Origin of the sequence: Corallococcus aberystwythensis (assembly GCF_003612165.1) — a bacterium.
In the GTDB taxonomy this organism is placed as follows: Bacteria; Myxococcota; Myxococcia; order Myxococcales; family Myxococcaceae; genus Corallococcus; species Corallococcus aberystwythensis.
Genome location: NZ_RAWK01000075.1, coordinates 15,293 through 35,516 on the forward strand (window position 1 = coordinate 15,293; position 20,224 = coordinate 35,516).

The following is a 20,224-nucleotide window of genomic DNA, read 5'->3' on the forward strand; positions in this document are numbered from 1 at the left end:
ATGCCAGTCTTTCGCCGCTCCAGCAGCGCGTCCGGCAGGTGCGGCACCCGTGCCATCCTTCCTGTGAGGAAATGACACCCATGCGTGGTCTCTTGCTCGCCACCGTACTGACCCTTGTCCTGCTCGCATCGCCCGCTGCGGCGGACACGGCGCCCTCCCTGCCCGAACCCACCGGCCGACAGCCGGTTGGCAGCACTTCCCTGTACCTGAAGGACACCTCGCGCCCCGACCCGTGGGTGCCTTCGGTGAGCTACCGGGAGTTGATGGTCTCCCTCTTCTACCCGGCGCTCTGGGCGCACGGTCCGAAGGCGCGGTACATGACCCCGGCGGAGTCGGCGGCGCTGCTCGCGGACAGCGGTATCCCCGACGTGCCGCCCGACCTGCTGAGCAGGGTGCGGACCCACTCCGTCCGCGATGCGTGGCCGGCCGGTTGCGCGCACAGCCTGCCGCTGGTCGTGCTGTCGCCGGGCTACAAAAAGCCCCGTGCCACGCTCAGCGCGCTCGCCGAGGACCTGGCGAGCCACGGCTACGTCGTGGCGGTGGTGGACCACACCTATGAGACCCTTGCCACCAGCTTCCCCGACGGACGCGTCGCCGGGTGTGCCTCGTGCGACATCCCGCACGACCCGGGTTTCTGGCAGAAGCTGGAGCAGGGCCGGGCGGCCGACGTGTCCTTCGTGCTGGACGAGCTGACCGGTCCGCACGCGAAGTGGCGTGGCGCATACCTGCTCGATCCGTCCCGCGTCGGGATGGCCGGCCACTCCGCGGGTGGCGCGAGCACCCTTCCCACCATGGTCAACGAGTCCCGCATCCGGGCCGGAATCGACATTGACGGCACCTCGGACACCCCGCTCCTCGCCCCCGGGCTGTCCCGGCCATTCATGTTCCTGAGCCACCAGCTCACGCCCACCCTGTGCCAGCCCGGCGTGAACACGCCCTGGGAGCAGGACTGGCAGCAGCTGACCGGGTGGAAGCGCTGGCTTGAGGTGGCAGGTACGGTGCACGCGTCATTCACCGACGTCGGGCTGGTCGCGGACCATCTGGGCATCGACATCGGCGCGAGCACCACCGGGGAGCGCACCCAGGCCATCACCCGGGCCTACATCAACGCGTTCTTCGACCAGCACCTGCTCGGCAAGCCGCGGCCACTGCTGGACACGGCCTCGCCGCTGTACCCCGAGCTCGTCTTCTGCCACTGAGCGTCTCCGCCCGGCGGAGACGGCACCGTGGGCCCATCTCCTGTCTGGAATGGAGGCTCTTTCAACGACAGGCCCGGCGCTTCCCGATGCTGAAGCCCCCCACCATGTCAGGGCCAGGCACGAGTGTTCGTGTGTTTTTTACACGAAGGCTTTGGTGGATTCGCCAGCCAGGGAGCGGGACATGTCGCTGAAGGGGGTTGCGCAGGAGACGGTGGGAATCGTGGAGCGGGGCGGGTACGTGGCGCCGTCCGGGCGGCCCGTGCTGTTCCGGGAGCAGGTGGAGCGCGCCTTGCGAGGGACGGTGCTCTACCGGCCCGGTGACTTCGCGAGGCTGCCCCCGCCCGAGCCTCACGCGGGGGGCGCTGCGCTCCGCATCGAGGTCACGCCAGAGAGGACCGGCGCCGCGTCGCGCCGCTGCGCGGAGGCGGAGGGCGTGGCGGACGTCGTCGCGCTGAACTTCGCGTCCGCGAAGAATCCGGGCGGCGGCTTCCTGGGCGGAGCGAAGGCCCAGGAGGAGGACCTGGCGCGCTGCTCGGCGCTCTACCCGTGCCTGCTCACGCAGCGCGAGTACTACGAAGCCAACCGGGCCGGGTCCTCACCGCTGTACTCGGACCACGTCATCTACTCGCCCCAGGTGCCCTTCTTCCGCGACGAGGCGCTCACGCTGTTGGAACACCCCTTCCGCGTGTCCCTCATCACCGCGCCCGCGCCGAACGCCGGCTCGGCCGAGCGGAATGCGCCGCACCTGCTACCCCGCATGCGCGAAGTGCTGCACGCGCGGGCGGTCAAGGTGCTCCAGGTGGCGGCGCACCACGGGCACCGCACGCTGGTGCTGGGCGCGTGGGGCTGCGGCGCCTTCCGCAACAACCCGCGCGACGCGGCGGATGCCTTCGCCAGCGCCCTGGACGCGTTCCCCGGCATCTTCGAGCGCGTGGTGTTCGCGGTGTGGGAGCGCGGCGGGGACGGGCCCAACCTGCGAGCCTTCCGCGAGCGATTCGCCTGACGTGATGCGGAGGATGACAGGCTTTGTGTCGCGGTCGCCCCGGACCCGCACCGCGGGACAGGGCTTGTCGCGATGTCTGGGTCTTGGCTAGAAGTCCGCCCCCATGGTCCGAAAGTCTTTGTTCCCCGTCCTTCTCCTCGGCGCGCCCCTCCTCTTCGGCGCCTGCTCCGACGAGCCCGCCGCCGAGCTCATCATCGACCGGAAGTCGTTCGACTTCGGGGAGTGGGAGGTGGGGAAGCCCTCCGGCGAGCAGCTCTTCACGGTGCGCAACAATTCGCCCCAAGACGTGGAGTCGGTGTCGGTGAGCATCGAGGGCTCCGACACCTTCGTCATCAGCTCCAACACCTGCGAGAAGTACCTGGCCGCGGGCCTGGAGTGCGAGCTGCGCGTGCGGTTCACGCCCCGCCTGGGCGGCGCGTCCTCCGCCCGCCTCAAGGTGGCAGGGGCGTCCTCGGTGCTCCAGACGGAGCTCCAGGGCACCGGCTTCGCATGGGTGGAGGTGACCTCCATGCCGCCGGGCACCTATGTTGATGCGGGGGACGACTCCTTCACGTGTACCCAGCCGTGCAGGCACGCGGTGCGCAAGGCGGAGCTGACCCTGTACGCCGGTCCGGAAGGGTTCCCGACGTGGAGCAAGGCCTGCGCCGGGGCGCCTCGCGGCGGCTGCCAGCTCCGTCTGGACGCGTCGAAGTCCGTCGCCCTGGAGGCGTGGTCGCCCGTCTATCAGTGGGAGGTGCGGCGCAGCAGCCCTCCCGTGCTGGTGGCGCCGCTGGGGGACGGCAGGATTGTCGTTCAGGACGCCCTGGGCGTGACGGCGCTGGACGGCGCCGGACAGGAGCGCTGGTCATTGCCCCTCACCGCCACGGCGAAGCTGGCCGTCACCAGCGACGGGTTCGTCTCACTGCTGCGCTACGACGCGACGGTGACCCAGTACGACCGCGACGGGCGCGTGCGATGGACGTACACGCCTGAGGTGTTCTCGAGCGCGGGACCCGCGGGACAGATGGTGGCGGACGTGCTCGGTAACACCTACGTGTTGCTGGCGCAGGGGAGCAATGACACCGCGGTGGTGACGAAGCTCGTCGTGCTGTCTCGCGAGGGCGTCGAGACGTGGAGCGCCGTCGTCAGTGAAGCGCAGATCACCTACCCCCTGGGCCTGGGCATCGTGGGGAATGGGAGCTTCGTCTACGTGGCTGGCACTGCGTACAACCGGGGGCCCGCGCCACAGGAGCTGGTGTTCGTGAAGAACTTCGTCCGCAAGCTCACCTCCGCTGGGGCCGCGGTGTGGACGAAGGAGCGCCCCTGGGGAGACGTGGCCTTCTCCCTCACGGGTGAGATGATCTCCGTCATCAGCATCGGCTCGCCTCCGGGAGGCTTCAGGGTCTCGTGGATGGACTCCGAGGGTAACGAGCTGTGGAACTCGCAGACGCCACAGGGCAAGGGGCCGGGCGTGGTCGACACCTACGCTTTTCCCGCCCACTTCGACCCCGTCCCCAGGCTGCTCTTCGGCGGGCACGAGCTGCGCCCTGGTATCGAAACCTACGGCCGGGGCTGGTTCGGCGACATGGGCGACAGTTCGAAGCTGTCGCCGGGGCCCATCACGTACATCGACTCGCCGTCTGGGAATGGGGCCTGGGTCAGCACCCTGACCTATGCCGACCCGGCTCGTCATGTGGTGGTGGGCGGGGGCTTCGGCGACCGCGCGAACCCGACGGAGGGCTTCATCCGCCTGTACGACCCCCGCGCGCTCACGACGGAGCGGTGACGCCTGAGGCACGCGGGCTGTGCGTCCGGTTGGAATGTTGGGTATTTGATTATTTCTGGTTTTACGCTTATTGGGTTGGGTTTGGCGCATGCATGGATGGGGGCGCGCAGTCGCGCGCTGTCCTTTCCTCGAACAAGAGGTCTGCATGCGTAGACTTTCCATGGCGCTGCTCGTCGGTGTCTCTCTCGCCGGTTGCGGAGGCGATCCGGAAGTGGAGAACCAGGAGATCATCTCCAACCTGATCGAGGCCGGCTTCCCGGCCAATGACATCCAGGTCTTCGACGGCGCCGTGTACGTGGGCCGCGACGCTCACGTGACCCTCGAGGCGTCCCGCGAGCTGCTCCAGCCCCTGGAGGGGAGCGCCGAGCAGTACCGCACGACGAACCAGGTCGGCACGGGCGTGACGAAGATCTGCGTCAACCCCACCGCCGCGTTCAACAGCTATCCCAACCTGAGCCAGGGCCTCGACCTGGCCCTCGCCAACTACAACGAGCAGGGGCTGCGGCTCACCTTCGCCCGCGGACCGGCCACCGGCTGTACGGCGAACATCACCGCGGAGACCACGTCCGGTACTGGCGGCCAGGCGGGCTTCCCGTCGAACGGGATGCCCTATGGGGTCTTCTATATTGGCACTGGCTTGAACAGCTACAGCGCGGACGTGAACGAGCACGTCATCACCCACGAGCTGGGCCACGCCATCGGCTTCCGTCACTCGGACTACTACAACCGCAGCATCAGCTGCGGCGCCGGTGGCGACGAGGGCGACGCGGGCGTGGGGGCCATCCACATCCCCAATACGCCCACCACGGCCACCGTGGGCGGCTCCATCATGAACTCGTGCTTCCGGTCGACCGAGACGGGCGAGTGGACCGGCTCGGACGTCACCGCGCTGTCGGCCCTCTATTCCACGGGCGCGGTCACGAGCTGCTCGAACTACAGCTTCACCTCCTATCGCGGGCAGAACGGGACGCAGATCCGCTGCGGCTGCGGCGCGGTGGGCTCGGGCACCGTGTGGGGGACGGACCTCTACACCGACGACTCGAACGTCTGCGTGGCGGCGGTGCATGCCGGCGCGATCTCCACGGCGGGTGGGACGGTGGTGGTCACCATCCAGCCGGGGCAGGCCAGCTACACGGGCACCACGCGCAACGGCGTCACCACGTCCTCCTACGGCGCCTGGGCGGGGAGCTTCTCGGTCAGCGGCGTGACACCTCCGCCGAGCGCCTGCTCCAGCTACAGCTTCACGTCCTACCGCGGCCAGAACGGGACGAGCATCCGGTGCAGCTGCGGTCCGGTGAGCGGCGGCACGGTGTGGGGGACGGACCTCTACACCGATGATTCGAACGCCTGCGCGGCAGCGGTGCACGCGGGGGTGATTCCGGCTTCGGGTGGGAACGTGTCCGTCACCATCCGTCCGGGGCAGGCCAGCTACACGGGCACCACGCGCAACGGCATCACCACGTACTCCTACGGCGCCTGGGCGGGGAGCTTCTCCCTCAGCCCGTAGTCATCGCGTTCGCATCCGGAACGAGAGGCCCCTGGGGGCGGTTGCCCCCGGGGGCTGTTTTTCGACCTGTCAGGAGTTGGCGGTGCGTGGAGGCGGAAGGCGTGGCGGACGTCGCCGCGCACGTTCCGGCAGCGCCTTCATGAGTGGCACTGGGGTCAGCGTTGGGGGCGCCACCACAAGCCCTTCAGTTCAGCGGCCTCGCAGGCCTGCCGGGCTTCCCCGGTGAAGCAGTAGAAGGTCAGCTCCGGGACACAGAATACGGGAGGAAAGCCCCCCGTCGGAGGGCGGAGTACGAGGGGCAGGGCCTCGTCCTGACCCAGGACGGATTCACCAGATTGATGGAATGGCACTCCCTTCACGAGGGTGCGCTCGCGGTCCAGACAGTGGGTCTCCTCCAGCAACTGGAGGATGACGAAGTCCTCGTTCTTCATCGTGGGGTCCGTCACCGGGTACCAGGTCCGTTGGCGTGTGAAGCGGTCGCGCACGAGGTGCTTGATGCGCTTCGAGTAGATGACCGTGGGAATGGCGCGGTGACGGAAGGGCCCCACGGATTCGAGCACGCGCACCATGCGCTTGGACACCAGCAACATGCCCACAGGTGTAGTGACCAGATGGTCAAGCCAGGCAGCGTTCTCCAGGTTGCCCACGAACTCCACGACTTCAGGCGCCCCTTGCTCGCTCTGGTAGTCGATGGAGGGCTCGTGGAACGTCACGTACTCGAAGCCGTCGAACTCAATGCTCTCGGCATCATGGACCCCATCCTCATCGATGTGAGTGACGTCCGGCAGCAGTGCATGAATCATGCGGTGTTCGACTCCGAGGGGAACGGGAGCTCCACCATGGCCAGCTTATGGCCGATGAGCACGTCTCCATCGTAGACCTTCTTGATGACGGGAGCCTCCAGAACCTTGGAGTCGATGGCGTGGCGCAGTTCGTCTTCGACCTTGCGGATGGCATCGTCAATGGCTTTGGGTGTCCATCGGGAGGGGGGACCCAGCTTGAGCAGCTTCGCCAGTTCTTGATTGAGCTTGCTCCTGACGAGGTTGCTGTACGAGGGATGGCTGCCCGAGTGGATGAATCCCCAGTTCGGGTTTGCTCCCGGAGGCATGTCGAGGATGTTCGACCCCCGGTCAATCGTATACCCCTCGATGCGCTTCATGGCCTCGCGGACCAGTTGGTTCGTCTGTGCCTCCGCGTCCGGGATGAGGTGATGCAGGGGGTGGCCCTGGGAGATGCGCGCCTCCGCCGCAGCCCGCGCCGCCTTGCCGTGGGTCTGCTCCACCCAGTCCAGGTAATTCTTCCGGTAGCGCGTGAAGATGCTGATGCGTGACGGTGCCTTGCTGGACTTGAGCACGATGAGCCCGTCCTCGGTCACTGTGAGCGCCGCATACTCGTCGCCCAGGGCCTGCCCATTTGGCCGGCGGAGGCGGTACGGCTGCGGCCCGTCGCTCAGCTTCTCCAAGCGATAACCCGCCTCCTGGAGGTCCTTCTTGAAAGCGTCGAACGCGGGCGTCCCTTCCTTCGGAATCTGACGCCCGACGAACTGCTTGAGCTTGTCCCAGTTGGGAAGCTTCTCCAGTAGCTTCTCCAACTCGGCGTCCCCCAGCACCCGGTCCGTCAGGGGCGGCTCGGAAGCCGTGCCGCCCTTGGCCGCTTGGGACATCAGGGGCGTGCCCCAACCCCAGGGATTCAACGGCAGGGCGGTGGGCGCCGCGGTGATGGCGCCCGGCTGGAAGATGGGGACCGCTACGGCCGAGCCGCCAGCGCCGGCAGTCTCCATCATGACAAGGCGGGGGAGGGTGATCTTCACGCTCTCCGCCAGCTTGAGCCCCCGTTGCAGGTTGGACTTCGCGCCCATGAACGCCAGCGCGGCCATGGCGATGCTGATCAACATCCTCAGGAAGGACTTGCTCGCCTCCGCGAGCTTCACCGGGTTCCCATTTGCCTGCCAGGCCTGGATCAGCCACTGCTTCGCGTGCGTCAGGGCTTCGCCCGTTGCCTCGATGAGGCCCTGGACTCCGAAGACCGCCAGCGCCAGCTGGATGATGGCCGCCGCGAGCTGGCCCACCCCTGTCGGTGACGCCGCCAGAAGGGTGGACAGGAACTCCGCGCCGATGAACGCCAGGACGATACCGATGATCTCCGGCAGGTGTTCGAGGATGGCATCGCGATACTGCCCGGCGACCGCGCGGAAGTACTTGGGCGCCTCCTCCACGGACGCGATGACATCCTCCAGGTGCCGCGCGGCCTTCCGCGCCCGGGCGAGCGCCCCTCCTGTGATGGAGCCACTGGGGACGAGGCCTTGGAGCTGGTCCGCGAACGCCAGGCTGACCAGCCAGATGCGCTCTCCCGCGATGAGTTTCACGTCACCGCCGTCGAGCCGGATGCCCTTACGCCCGCACTGTGCGTTCACATGGTGGATGACATTTTCATAGAAGCGCAAATCCTTCCCCGGAGTGATTCCCTGCCGGTAGATGCGCGCGGCAATGCGCTCCAGACAATCTCCAGGCCGGATGACGTAGAGGGTTGCCGCCGGCTCAGGCAGCTGGGTGGTGATGCGTAGGCCCTGGACGTAGCCCTTCAGCAAATACCCTTCCACACGTGTCGCTACGTAAGACCAACCGGAGGTCTGGGCATGGTCGCGGATGACGGAGACGCGAGAGCCTGGGGGTAGGGGCTGGCGCGTCAGACACTCGGAGTTCTTCGCTTCCGCCGGGAGTGTCCGAATGTTCGCACCGTCACCGTGATCGATGAATCCGAAATGGCTCGTCATGCTCCCCTCCGAGGCAGGCATGCGTCGAACCGTCAGGATTCAACGGCGCGTCCATTCCGTACAGGACCGTGCAGGTGGGGATGCTGCGAAGCTTTTCCCAGAGCGAGGCCTGCGCATCCAGGGCCTCACGCGCCACGCCCCAGATGGTCCTTCTCCGGGACGTCGAGGTCCGGGCAAGCCAGGCGCGGACGAAGGTTTCGCAGGTTGACGCATCGCTCGGCGAAACCGCAGGGATGAACCTGCGGCCTGCTCGACTCCAACCGCGCGTCGTCGCTCCCGCCACGAACAGCAACAGCGACACACCGCGGACCTGTGGATAGGGGACCGGCGCTAGAAATTGAGCCAGCGGTAGCCCGTGGCCGCCGAGCCTGAGCACAGCAGGGAGTTCGGCTTGTGGGTCGTGGCGTTGCAGCAGTCCTTCGTTGCGTTCGGGGTCGTGCAACTCCGGTTCACGTACAGGCTGCACGATGGCAGCCCGCTACACGATGCCGGACACGCGGTGAACACTCCGTCACACGTCACGCCCTGGTTGTTGGTCGACGAGCAGGTGGTCCCCGTACAGGAGACCGATGTTCCCCCGGCGCAGGGCGCCGTGCAGGTGCCGAACTGGGACACCGTCCGGGCTTCAGCCTCGGGGGCCATCGTGTCTTCGAGGGCCGGGCCTCCGCACCCGATGAGGGAAAGGCCGGCCAACGTCACCATCGCTGCAAGAGAAAGCTTCATGGGAAACTCCCGGGAGGTCCTTCGAGTGGACTTCAAACCCTACCACGGTGGCGGCCCGCAGCACCCGGTCCTGGCGGCGCTCCGGAGGGGCGGACTCCAACGGAGGGGAAGGGGCGCGGTTCGCTGGCCCGACAGCTCGCCCCAGAACCCCATCCCGGACGGTCTGGACCTGGCATGCGGATCGGGAGCATTCTCGTGGCATGGCGCGGGGCAGTTCTACTCGACAGCGCCCTCTGAATCAGCAGGTCCCAAGCGGCGACGCGCTGACACGCTGCTCCGCGCAGACTGGAGTTCTCCCGTGAAAGACATCTATGTCGTCCTTGATTATTCGGCCCGCGAGCCGGACACGAAAGATGTCAGGACCTCGAGCCTGAACAACTACGTGCAGCTCAAGAACGAAGCGGCCGACCGCGCGAAGTGGTTCGGTGGCGTTCGCGCCGCATCGGACATCGGCATGGTGGCCGACATGCGGGATCCCAAGACCGCGCTGAACGCAGTGCTCCAGTTCATTCAACCCAAGCTGTGGTCATACATGACCAACAACATCAAGATCCTGGTGGGCGGACATGGACAGGTCAACCAGAGCGACGGGATCGTGGTGGGCGGCTCGGAGGGGACCAAGGTAGGAATGCGCAACAGGAAGATCGCCGAGCACATCCTCTTCATCACCCGGCACTTCTCGAGTGACCGCATCACCTGGCACATCTCGCTCTGTGTCTGCTTCGCGGGCCGTCCCACGAAGAGCTCCACGTCGACGATCAGCCCCCGGTCGGCGTTCCGCAGCAGCATGTCGGGCGAGCTCGCGAAGCGCTTGCAGTCGCTCGGCCTGCGCGACTTCCGGCTGAAGGCCAACTTCACCTCCGTCAGTGTCGGAAACGATGGGCATCTCCACGCCGACCCCGAGAGTACTCAGCAGGAGCGGTTCGCGCGCGCGAACCTGGAGTCGACGGCACGCTCGCGGTACCCGAGAGGCTTTCAGTTCTGGAAGCACAACAGCGGCCAGTTCGAGCAATTGGTCCAGTTCTTCTCCTACGCCTATGCGAACGGCCACTACACGCGCGACAACGCGCTGGATTCGTCCGCACAACGAGCGTTCAAAAAGGACTTCCTGGACCTGGTGGCCGCTGAGCAGGACCCGGGTCTCTCCCGCCTGGTCGAGAGTTTCCAGAGGATTGGCTACTTCGACCAGATTCTCAATTACCGGCTCGTCGATATCGTGAAGCAGGCCTTCGATTCAGACTCCATCCGGGAGGCCAACAAGGTGATCTGGACCTGTGAAGACGGCAAGCTCTCCCACTCCCTCGTCCTCCGGGAGTGAAGCTGCCCTGGCTCGTGAACATGACGGCCAGGGCAAGAACCTCAATAACAGGCGCACTCGTTCTTGCTGGGGCAGAAGCCCCACTGGAAACCCATTTCGATGCAAGACTGGATGCAGGCATCGCAGGTATACGCCTGGGGCCCCTGGGGTGCTGGCGTAGAGAAGGCCTGCGTAGCACTGAATGACAAGGCAGAGGCCGCGACAACGGCGAGCAACGTCTGTCCCGCATTTTTCACAAAGCGAATCATGACAACCTCCTGAATGGGCAAGGGCTGCCGCCTGAACGGTAGCCTTGCAATACGAAGCCGTCAAAGCGGCGCAGCCAGGGTCCGTCGGCGGGTGTTCGCGAAGATCACCAGGACGGGCGCGAGCCCGCCAGGTGTAGCGTCAGGAATGTCACCACCTGGATGCCCGCGCCTCGCGGCCGACAGTGAAGAGGCGAGGTCTGCCCGCGACGCCCTGGCCAAAGACGCTGGAGGAGCACGCTGAGGGCACTGTTACGCCCTGCTCCTGGACGAGGCCTGCTGGAGATGAAAGGCTTCTGCGTCGGCCCGGCGTGCGGCTCAGGGGCTTCCCATCAGCGTCCCTCACCTCCCGCTCTGCTCCCGCCCGCTACGCCCAAGTGGGCTCCTGTCCTTCCTATGCTCAGAAATCTCAGGTACCCCTACGGCTCTGACGCACATGCACCTATCCGTGCTTCGGCGTCTCCCAGAGCTTCTCGGTCTCTTCGTCCATGAGACCGGCCAACATCTCCTGGTCGTCGGTCAGCGGCGTGGTGCCATTGGCGACGTTCCGCATGTTCTGGGCGCCGCCCCGGTTCGCGTAGGGGAGCGCGTTGAGCGCCTGGTGGAACGTCATCGTGCCGTCCGACACGGCCTGGAGCGCGCCCCGACCGAAGGTGGCAGAGCCCTGCGTCCGGTACTGCTCGGCGTGCTGGGTGATTCCGAGCACCATCGAGGACGCGTTACGCTGCAGCGGGGTCAGCCCGTTGAGGTTGGGCACGTTGCCCTTGGCCGCCCGATTCATCTGGTGCGCCAACTCCTCGGGATTATCGGCGTTGTCGAGGATGCCCGAGAGCGCCGGGTAGTCTCTGGGCGCGCTGGTCCCGCCGTAATTATTTTGCTGGGTCCGGATGAAGGGCTGGCCGCCCCAGCCACGCGAGGCCGTGATCTGGCCGAAGCCCGTGTTGGGATGCTGCGTCGTGCCGTTGAAGTTCCGCGCGGCGAGCTCCAGCTGGGTGCGGGGGGCCGCGTTGAGGAACTGCTGCATCACGTTCTGCGGCGTCCAACTCTCATCCTGGGCGGAGTTGTTGCCGTAGGTGCCGATGTTGAACGGCGTCAGCACACGGTCGCTCCAGACGACGCCCTGCTCGCTGGGGTGCGGAGTGCCGTCCGCAGGCTCAGGGTTGGGATCCGGGAGGCCGTGGAGGTAGTTCCCCGTGGCCACGCTCACCCAGGGGTTGAGCCGGGCCTGCAGGTTGTATCTTTGGGGACCGAGGACGAGGCGCGTGGCCCGCGGGTTCAGGCGCTTCACGCCCGCCGCAAGCGCCGCCGGCGATCGGGCGTTCTGCGGGCCTGGCATCTGGATCGCCTCACCGTCGAGCCGCGCCGTCCCGTTCTGGAGCGCGTCGGGGATTGGGGTCGCGCGCGGATCGCCGATGCCCGACATGGATCGCGCGAGCTCGGCGACGCCCTCTGGAGAGAGCGGCAGGCTCGGCCGGTGGCTCAGGCGAACCTGCCGCGCCGTGAGCGTGCCCGCCGCGGCGGCGCGGCGCAGCGCAGCGGCGGCCGGCGGCGCGTGCGTGGCGACCTGGTCGAGCCGGTGGCCCAGTCGGCCCGCGTGATGGAGCTCGGCGAAGCTGCTCGCCGATGCGGCGTCGGGGCCCGGAGCCGGAACGTTTTGCAGCGGCGCGGTGCTCGACACGTTCGCGCTCGCCCTCGCCGGGGGTGGTGCCACCTGCTGCGCGACCCTGTGCACGCTCATCCTCGATCCTCCAATCCCAAGGCTCCGAGAGAAGCTTATTAAAGACTCGGGGACTGCACTTCCTCCGTCGGAAGAGGAGTGTGAGGAGCATACGTGGTGGGGGATCCCCGGCAAGCCCATGGGGGAACACTCCGTGTGCGCCGAACGATCTGGCGCGGCGTGGTGGGACTGCCCAAGGGTGGACGGGAAAGGACCGTGGCCCTGCCCACGTCGGCGGTGGAAGCACTCACGGCACACCGCCACCTGTGGGGCCCTTACGTGTTCTGCCAGGCGGACGGTGCCCGCTCACCGCTGGGATGACCAAGCATCCGCTCCTGCGAGCGCTGCGTAGGGCAGGAGTCAGCCGCCCGGAGGGTTCCATCGGCTGGCACGACCTCCGCCACCTCGCGATGCGGGGCGTTGCTCATAAGGTCATCCAGGAATTGATGGGTCACGCCACCATCGAGATGAGCATGAGGCACGCGCACCTGTCGCCCGAGGCACGGGAGCGCGCGGTGCAGGAGTTGGATCGGCCCATTCCCCAGCCACGCGCCGCTCTGGGCTAGAGACGCCAGAGGGGCACACTGAGGGCACATGAAGAAAACGAGGACAAAGAAAAACCCAGCAACCCGTTAAGATTGCTGGGCTCTCGGGATGGAGGCGGCGGGAATCGAACCCGCTGCCTACTCGAACACGCCGATGCCCGGGTCGTTCCCACCGGAGGGCTTCGACGGCTTCGTGGGCCGGGGCGGCGGCGCGGCGCGCACGGGCTCCAGGTGCAACTCCACAGGGGCCGCCGTCGAGTCCGCGGTCCGGCTGTAGTCGAGCTTCTGCTTCACGTCCTGGTAGCCCGCGAGCTTGAAGCGAAGCTCGGTCTTGGCGCGCGGAAGCATCAGCTTCGTGGGCGTGGTGCCAATCTGGACATCACCTTCGTAGATGGCCGCGCCAGGGGGCGTGGAGATGAACTCCACCGTCACGTCCTGCGGCAGCGCCGCCGGAGGAGGCGTCGCCGGCTCCTGCACTCGCGTGGGCGGCGCTTCCACGGGCGCCTTCGGAGGCGTCATCGCCACGGGGGCAGGGGCCGTCTCTCCACCACCCCCGCGCGTCATCACCACGGCCACGCCCGCGCCAATCAGCAGCAGCGGCACGCCGATGAGCGCGGCCTTCATGCCTCCGGACATGCCCTTGGGCGGCGGCGGAAGCTCCGGCTCCACGTGACGGGGCGCGGGCGGACGGGCCCGGTTCGCGGCAGCGAGCGGTGGGTTGTTCGCGTTGGACGTCGCACGCGGAGCCGGCGCCTGTGCTCCCGCCGGAGTCGTTCCCCGGGGCGGCGGGGCCAGGCCCAGGCGCGAACCCGTCTTGCCTGGAGCCGGTGCACGGCCCGCGCGGCTGCCAGAACCCAGCCGGCTGCCCGAACCGGCGCGGCTGCCAGAGCCCGCACGGCTGCGGCTGCCCGTGCCGCGCTCCGCCCCCGGCGTGCCGCCCGTGGGATGCGCGTCCAGCTCTTCCTGGGTCAGCCCCTCCACCGCGTCCAGCAGCGCGTCGATGAACTCCTGCGCGTTCTGGTAGCGGTCCTCCTTCTCCGGCGCGAGCGCCTTGGCGAAGAAGGCATCCAGCTCCGGCGGCACCGGCGCGCCCTGGCGCTTGCTGTTCACTGGCGGCACGGGCTGCGTCAGCGACGCCGTCAGCGCCTTGCGCACCGTGTTCGCGCCGTAGGGCGAGCTGCCCGTGAGGCAGAAGTACAGCACGCCCGCCATCGAGTAGAGGTCGGAGCGCTGGTCCACGGACTCGCCACCGGCCTGCTCGGGCGGCATGTACTGCGGAGTACCCAGCACCTGGCCGGTGGAGGTGAGCTGCTCCTCCTCGTCCTGCTCCAGCGCCTTCACCAGACCGAAGTCCAGCACCTTGACGAAGTCCTTCCCGTCGAGCGCCTGGACCATGATGTTGTGCGGCTTCAGGTCGCGGTGGACGCAACCCTCATCATGCGCGTGCGCCAGCCCCAGCGTGGCCTGCTCCAGCAGGTTCACCGCGCGGCGCAGCGTCATGGGCCCTTCGCGCTTCACCAGCTCCTTGAGGCTCTCCCCCTTGAGGAGCTCCATCACGTAGTAGCAGGTGCCGTCCGCGGCCCGGCCGAAGTCGAAGATGGTGATGACGTTCGGGTGCCGCAGGCGGCTGGCGATCTCCGCCTCGCGGCGGAAGCGCTCGAAGAACTGGGGCGCCGCGGCGAGCGACGGGTTGAGCGTCTTCACGGCCACCGGGCGCTGTACGGAGGTCTGCGTGGCGCGGAACACCATGCCCATGCCGCCCTGACCCAGGACGCTCTCAATCTTGTAGCGGCCGTCCAGGACCTGGCCCAGGAGCTGGAGACTCTGCGCCGCGCACAGGTGATCTTGACCTTCGGTACTTCCGCAGTGGGGGCAGGGGGCGGCCATGGGTGCCGGGAGTATAGGCAAGCCCTGCCTTCCGCCCAACTTGGGAGATGTGCTCCCTGGGCAGTCAGGCAGGCATCAGAACCGTTCCCGTAGGGCCTCCCGGCTGTTATCTCCCCCCTCCGCCATGAGCCTCGTCATCGCCCAGGACATCAGCCTCGCCTACGGAAAGAAGACCCTCTTCGACGAGGACAACTTCACCCTCGGTCCCAGGGACCGGGTGGGACTGGTGGGGGCCAACGGGACGGGAAAATCGTCCCTGATGAAGATCATCGCCGGGGTGAGCCAGCCGGACGGGGGCACCGTCCAGTACAGCCGCCGGGCCCGGGCGGGGTACCTCCCCCAGGAGATCGCCGGCCTGCCGGAGGGCACCGTCGTGGAGGCGGTGATGAGCACCGTGCCCGGCCGTGACTCGTTGGAGTCGCGCCTGAAGGACACGGAAGGCGCGCTCGCGGCCAGCACGGACGAGGAGGAGCAGCTGGAGCTGGCGCAGACGCTGGCGGACCTCCACGCGGAGCTGGACGACTTCGAGAACCGCTACGGCCGGCACCACGCCGAGCGCATCCTCAAGGGTCTGGGCTTCAAGGACGCGGACCTGTCCAAGCCCACCCAGGCGCTCTCCGGCGGCTGGCGCATGCGCGCGGCGCTCGCGGGCCTGCTGCTCCAGGACCCGGACCTGCTGCTGCTGGACGAGCCCACGAACCACCTGGACGTGCCCACGCTCGCGTGGTTCGACGGGTTCCTGCGCCGCTCCAACAAGGCGATGGTGCTCATCTCCCACGACCGCGACTTCCTCAACCGGCAGATCAACCGGGTGGTGTCGCTGGAGATGGAGGGCGTGCGCGAGTACGCGGGCAACTACGAGGACTACAAGCGCCAGCGCGCGGAGGAGATGGTCCTCCTGCAGGCCCGGGCGGAGAAGGTGGAGCAGCGCCGCGCGGAGCTGCAGGGCTTCATCGACCGGTTTGGCGCGAAGGCCACCAAGGCGAAGCAGGCGCAGAGCCGCGCGAAGATGCTGGCCAAGCTGGAGAAGGTCCAGGTCCTGGAAGAGCGCCAGACGATGAAGTTCCGCTTCCCGGAAGTGGAGCGCTCGGGCCGGGACGTGGTGTTGATGGAGGGCATCACCAAGCGCTACGGCGCGCTCACCGTCTACGACGGGCTGGACGCGCGGCTGGAGCGGGGCCAGCGCATCGCCGTGGTGGGCGCGAACGGCGCGGGCAAGACGACGCTGCTCAAGATGGTGGCGGGGGAGCTGGCGCCGGACACGGGCAAGGTGTCGCTGGGGCACAACGTGGTGGTGGGCTATTACGCGCAGCACCACGCGGACAAGCTGGACCGCCGCAACACCATCATTGAAGAAGTGCGGCCCCTGGCGGCGGACAAGCCAGAGAGCTACGTGCGCGGCGTGCTGGGCGCGTTCCTCTTCAGCGGCGACGACGTGGAGAAGCCCATTGGCGTGCTGAGCGGTGGCGAGCGCGCGCGTGTGGCGCTGGCGAAGCTGCTGCTGATTCCGTCCAACTTCCTCCTGATGGACGAGCCGACGAACCACCTGGATCTGGACTCGTCGGAGATGCTGATTGAAGCGCTGAAGCTGTACAGCGGCACGCTCCTGTTCGTGAGCCACAACCGCAGCTTCATCAACAACCTGTGCACGCACGTCTGGGAGGTGGCGGACGGAAAGCTCACGTCGCACCCGGGCAACCTGGACGAATACCTCTATCACCAGGAGCAGCAGCGCCTGGCCGCGGAGGGCGCGGACACGGGTGCGTCGGGCGGGAAGGGCGCCGGGGCGGGTTCAGGCCCGGTGTCCGAGAAGGAGCGCAAGCGCCTGGAGGCGGAGGCGCGCCAGCGGCGGTCCGTGGTGGAGGGCCCCATCAAGAAGGAGATCGCGAAGCTGGAGGAGCGCATCGCGAAGGTGGAGGCCGAGCAGAAGGAGCGCGAGGGGCAGCTGGCGGATCCGGTGCTCTACAACGACTTCGCCCGGGCGAAGCCGCTGATGGACGCGCACCGCGTGGGCAAGGAGGAGCTGGAAGACCTCTATGCCCGCTGGGAGACCGCGCAGGAGAAGCTGGCGGCGGCGCAGGCGTAGCTATTGGATATCGAAGGTCTTCCGGACCGGGCTGCCGCCGCGTTCAATTTGCAGCTCGATGCGGCGGGCGTCCCGCAGCTTCGTGAAGGCCTCCAGTGCCTTGTCGGGGCTGTCCAGGTCCAGGCCGTTGATGCGCTGGAGCACGTCTCCATTTCGCAGCCCCAGCCGTGAGTAGAGGGACTCCTCGCGGATGGAGAACAGCTTGAAGCCCACGACGCGGCCTCCGTTGAAGGCAGGGACGACGCGGGCCTGCATCGACAGTTCGTTGAGGTGGGTGAGCGCTTCGGTGACGTCCTCGCGAGGCACGACGTAGGTGCCCGCGCCCGTTTCACGGATGCCCCGGCCCAGCACGGCGCCGGGATGGACGTTCACCGGAACGGGCGCCACGGCCCCGAAACCGTCGATGTATTCGAGCCGCCCGTCCACCAGGAGCAGGATGCGTTCCCGCTCGATGGCGAAGACCCGGGCGCCCTGGATGACATCGCTGACCATCAGGCTGTGCGCGCTGCCCGCCGGCAGCTCATGGATGGAGGCCATGGACCACCGGGGATCCTGCGACACCAATGTGCCCAACAGCCGGATGCCCAGCGTGCTCCGGCGCAGGTCCTGCGACGGCTCTGGAGGCAACGTCATAGGGGAGACGGACGAGAGCCCCGTCAGCTGTGCCAGCTGCGTCCCATCCAGCACGGGAGGGGGCGGGGCATTCGACGGTGCCGGAGCCGCGGCCCAGGTGTCCCGGATGCCCGGCATCACGAAGGCGCTGGTCACCTGATTCACGAGCAGCGCGGCCGTCAGGGCACACGCAAAGACAAGCAGGACGAACAGGCCCTGAGCGGGCCGCTGCATTCCACCATTCATGACAAAGGCCTCCCTGTTCCGAACAGGGAGGCCTTGAGCAAGCCAGGGGCCAGCGGCTCCGCCAGAGGGAGCGCGGGGGGCGCTGAAGGCCGGTCCGGGACCTCGTGTCAGGGAACGCGGTGCCAGCAATGACAACCCGTCATGACACGGTGTCCGTTCGCCTCAGTGGCCGTAATAGAAGGCCGAGCCCCAGAGGTAGGCGGTCCGGCTGGCGGGAGCGGTGCCCACCAGGCAGTGCGCGCCGTCATAACCGCCGATGACGCAGTGGGGAGTCGGCGTGATGTAGAGGTTGTTCGCCCACTTGAACGGCGTCGAACCCCAGGGCAGCGGCATGACGAAGCAGTTGGCCCCGTCGAACGTGGACGGCGCGGGGCACGCATTGCCGGGACCGGGCGTCAGGTAGAGGTTCCCGGACCAGACGAAGTAGCTGGTGCTCCAGGAGGGGTAGGGGAGGATGTAGCAGTTCGCCGTGTCCCAGCCGGAGGGCGCCGGGCAGTAGGTGCCGGGCAGCGCGTTGACGTAGTAGGCGTTGTTGTGCACGAACGCCGTCAGCCCGGAGGGCACGTTCATCACGTGGCAGTTCGCTCCGTCCCAGCCCGCGGTGATGGGCGCGCCCGTGTGCGACGTGACGGTCGGCGCGCAGGGGTTGTAGGGGTTGTAGGGCGTGGCCGCGGAGAAGAATGCATACGAGTCGGCGTTGCGGATGGCGCTGCTGGGATCGGTGCTCGCGAGCGAAAGGTTGGCGGAGTAGCCGTACTGGACGTCATCCGTGTTCGCCACGACCCGGAAATGGCTGACTTCATGAATCAGGGTGTCTGCCTTGGAGCCCGCACCCGTCATGGGCGCGGGCCAGAATCCGGAGCACAGGTGGATCTTGTATTCCTTCCGGGGCTTGACGTAGGCGTAGGCGTTGCTCTGGTTGCAATCGCAGTAGAATTTGAACGTCTCGTTGTCCACGGCGTTCCGAATCTTCCGGAAGTTCTCACGGACGGTGCTGTAACGAGCGCTGTCGTAGGCGCCGAACCATTGGGTGTAGCGAGTCACCGGGCTCCCCGCCATCAGGTAGTCATAGGAGTCGTTCGCGTAGTTGAGGGCGTGCTGCCGGGCGTCGATCAGCGCGTTCTTCTGCGAGCTGCTGCACGACTTCCACTTCTCGTTGCTGCCATTGACGATCTTGGTCTGCGGTTCGTCGTCCAGGTCGTCCGGATCCAGGGGTGGCTCGCGACCCTCGATGTCGAGGAAGACGACGTTGGAGACCGCCGTCCCCCGACCCATCCTCGCGTCCAGGAGCTCGGTCTTGAACTGGACCGCGTAGGTTCCCGAGACGGAGAGGTCGTAGTTGTCCCAGAGCGAGGCGATGCCCGAGATGCTCTCTCCCGGCTTCAGCGTGAGGTAATCGCTGTCCGCGGGTGCGTCGCGCCGGTAGAGCCGGCCGATGTAGTCCACCGGCTTGCGCTCCATGGCGACGGTGAAGATGTCCGCCTGGATGCCATCCACGACAGGCGTCTGGTAGCCGAGGATCCGCACCGGCTCCTTCGATACGTTCGTGAACGTGACCGCGAGGTCCACGGGCACGTCCGCCGGAAACTTCGCCACCTTGGATGTGAGCTTGATGTCGATGGCCTCCACGGCGCTTGCGTGGAATGGGATTGAGACAAGCGCGGCCACGATGAGACAGGTCAATTTCATCCACGCAGGGTGCAACACCCTGGGTGAAATTTTCAATGTGACAAATGCGTCGTGTGAGACGCTGATTTGTAACCTGAATTGCTACAGCGGCTATTTGAAGATCTTCGACAACAGCCACACGACGGCGGACTCGGCGGCGCTGTTGTTCAGGTGCCGCGCGCGGCGGCCGTAGGTCTCGCTGGGCTGGGCCTTGGTCAGCTCGTCCGTGTACGGCGCGGAGCCTTCCGGCGCGCAGCTTCCACAGTAGAGGCGCTCCTCCCAGACGAACCCGTAGCGCACGTCCATCCGCCGGCCACACGTCACGCAGGCCGGCTCGTCTCCGATGCGCACCTTGGGCAACAGGCTCAGGCTTCGGCGGTCGTCGTACTCGTGCTCGAAGTCGGCGGCGATGATGGGCGGTTCCTCGCGGGGGGCGGGCTCCGCGGCCTTCTGGAGCCGGGCCAGTTCCTCCCCGTCCAGGGCCACGCCCCGGCACTTCCCGCAGACGTCCACCGTCACGTCCCGCAGGTCCACCGCTGGCAGCGGCGCGCTTCCGCACGTGGGGCAGGTGGGCGCCTGACGCCCGCAGGACGGACACCCCGGGACGTACTGGAGCGAGGTCTCACAGCCCTTGCACCGCCCGGGCTTGCCCTTCGCCTGCTCGAACACGGCCGTCAGCGTGGGCGCGCCGACCACCCGCGCCAGCATCTCCTCCTCGAACCAGGCAGCCCCGCATGCACCGCACTCGTCGCGCACCAGGCCCCGGGCGTAGGTGTTGCGCATCGTCGTCTGGCAGTAGGGGCACGCCTGCATGGCGTCCGCCAGCCTACCGGGTCTTCCCTGGAAACGGGATGCCGGGCGCCTCACCCCGCGCGGCGGCGCTTCTCCTTCTTCGGCTTGGGCTCGGGCGCCTTCGGGGCGGCCATGGGT

General features: G+C 67.4%; 13 protein-coding genes and 1 pseudogene. 7 read left to right on the forward strand and 7 right to left on the reverse strand.

The features are described 5' to 3' along the window. Positions 1 to 80: 80 nt before the first annotated feature. From D7W81_RS14465 to D7W81_RS44095, 4 genes are all read left to right on the forward strand, one after another. Positions 81 to 1,199, forward strand: coding sequence for an alpha/beta hydrolase family protein (locus tag D7W81_RS14465; RefSeq protein ID WP_120555955.1), 1,119 nt, complete (start codon positions 81 to 83; stop codon positions 1,197 to 1,199). Positions 1,200 to 1,380: 181 nt separating this feature from the next. Continuing rightward, positions 1,381 to 2,202, forward strand: a complete 822-nt coding sequence (locus D7W81_RS14470) for a TIGR02452 family protein (protein WP_120555956.1) — start codon at positions 1,381 to 1,383, stop codon at positions 2,200 to 2,202. 103 nt (positions 2,203 to 2,305) lie between these two features. Next, positions 2,306 to 3,967 carry a choice-of-anchor D domain-containing protein gene (locus D7W81_RS14475; protein ID WP_120555957.1) on the forward strand — a complete coding sequence of 554 codons (1,662 nt, stop codon included), beginning with the start codon at positions 2,306 to 2,308 and terminating at the stop codon, positions 3,965 to 3,967. Positions 3,968 to 4,112: 145 nt separating this feature from the next. After that, the gene (locus tag D7W81_RS44095) at positions 4,113 to 5,474 is read left to right on the forward strand and encodes a M57 family metalloprotease (protein ID WP_120555958.1); all 1,362 of its coding nucleotides are present in this window, start codon (positions 4,113 to 4,115) and stop codon (positions 5,472 to 5,474) included. A gap of 155 nt (positions 5,475 to 5,629) precedes the next feature. Here the strand turns inward: D7W81_RS44095 and D7W81_RS42990 are convergent, their stop codons facing one another. Both D7W81_RS42990 and D7W81_RS14490 read right to left on the reverse strand, forming a co-directional pair. Then, a complete protein-coding gene (locus tag D7W81_RS42990; RefSeq protein WP_208721303.1) occupies positions 5,630 to 6,277 on the reverse strand; it encodes a hypothetical protein in 648 nt (215 codons plus the stop codon). Then, on the reverse strand, positions 6,274 to 8,061 hold the full coding sequence (locus D7W81_RS14490) for an AHH domain-containing protein (RefSeq protein WP_208721304.1): 1,788 nt from the start codon (positions 8,059 to 8,061) through the stop codon (positions 6,274 to 6,276). Before D7W81_RS14490 ends, D7W81_RS42990 begins: the two co-directional genes overlap by 4 nt. Positions 8,062 to 9,268: 1,207 nt before the next feature. Here D7W81_RS14490 and D7W81_RS14500 point away from each other — a divergent pair. Next, entirely contained in the window at positions 9,269 to 10,288 is a 1,020-nt protein-coding gene (locus D7W81_RS14500; RefSeq protein ID WP_120555961.1) for a hypothetical protein, read from the forward strand. A 687-nt stretch (positions 10,289 to 10,975) separates the two neighbouring features. Here D7W81_RS14500 and D7W81_RS14505 read toward each other — a convergent pair. After that, entirely contained in the window at positions 10,976 to 12,271 is a 1,296-nt protein-coding gene (locus D7W81_RS14505; RefSeq protein ID WP_120555962.1) for a hypothetical protein, read from the reverse strand. 123 nt (positions 12,272 to 12,394) lie between these two features. On the opposite strand from D7W81_RS14505, the pseudogene D7W81_RS43440 reads away from it, so the two are divergent. Continuing rightward, positions 12,395 to 12,816: pseudogene (locus D7W81_RS43440) on the forward strand (tyrosine-type recombinase/integrase); the annotation flags it as partial. Positions 12,817 to 12,933: 117 nt separating this feature from the next. Here the strand turns inward: D7W81_RS43440 and D7W81_RS14515 are convergent. After that, complete coding sequence (locus D7W81_RS14515) at positions 12,934 to 14,682, reverse strand: serine/threonine protein kinase (protein ID WP_120555963.1); 1,749 nt, start codon at positions 14,680 to 14,682, stop codon at positions 12,934 to 12,936. A 124-nt stretch (positions 14,683 to 14,806) separates the two neighbouring features. Here D7W81_RS14515 and D7W81_RS14520 point away from each other — a divergent pair, with 124 nt between their 5' ends. Then, positions 14,807 to 16,768 (forward strand): ABC-F family ATP-binding cassette domain-containing protein, encoded by a 1,962-nt coding sequence (locus D7W81_RS14520; protein WP_120555964.1) that lies wholly within the window; start codon positions 14,807 to 14,809, stop codon positions 16,766 to 16,768. On the opposite strand, the gene gspC is transcribed toward D7W81_RS14520, so the two are convergent. From gspC to D7W81_RS14535, 3 genes are all read right to left on the reverse strand, one after another. Continuing rightward, a complete protein-coding gene (gene gspC, locus D7W81_RS14525) occupies positions 16,769 to 17,626 on the reverse strand; it encodes a type II secretion system protein GspC (RefSeq protein WP_147445486.1) in 858 nt (285 codons plus the stop codon). 162 nt (positions 17,627 to 17,788) lie between these two features. Continuing rightward, positions 17,789 to 19,315, reverse strand: a complete 1,527-nt coding sequence (locus D7W81_RS14530; protein WP_120555966.1) for a M35 family metallo-endopeptidase — start codon at positions 19,313 to 19,315, stop codon at positions 17,789 to 17,791. Between the two features lie 90 nt (positions 19,316 to 19,405). Further along, the gene (locus D7W81_RS14535) at positions 19,406 to 20,107 is read right to left on the reverse strand and encodes a TFIIB-type zinc ribbon-containing protein (RefSeq protein WP_120555967.1); all 702 of its coding nucleotides are present in this window, start codon (positions 20,105 to 20,107) and stop codon (positions 19,406 to 19,408) included. Positions 20,108 to 20,224 lie beyond the last annotated feature (117 nt).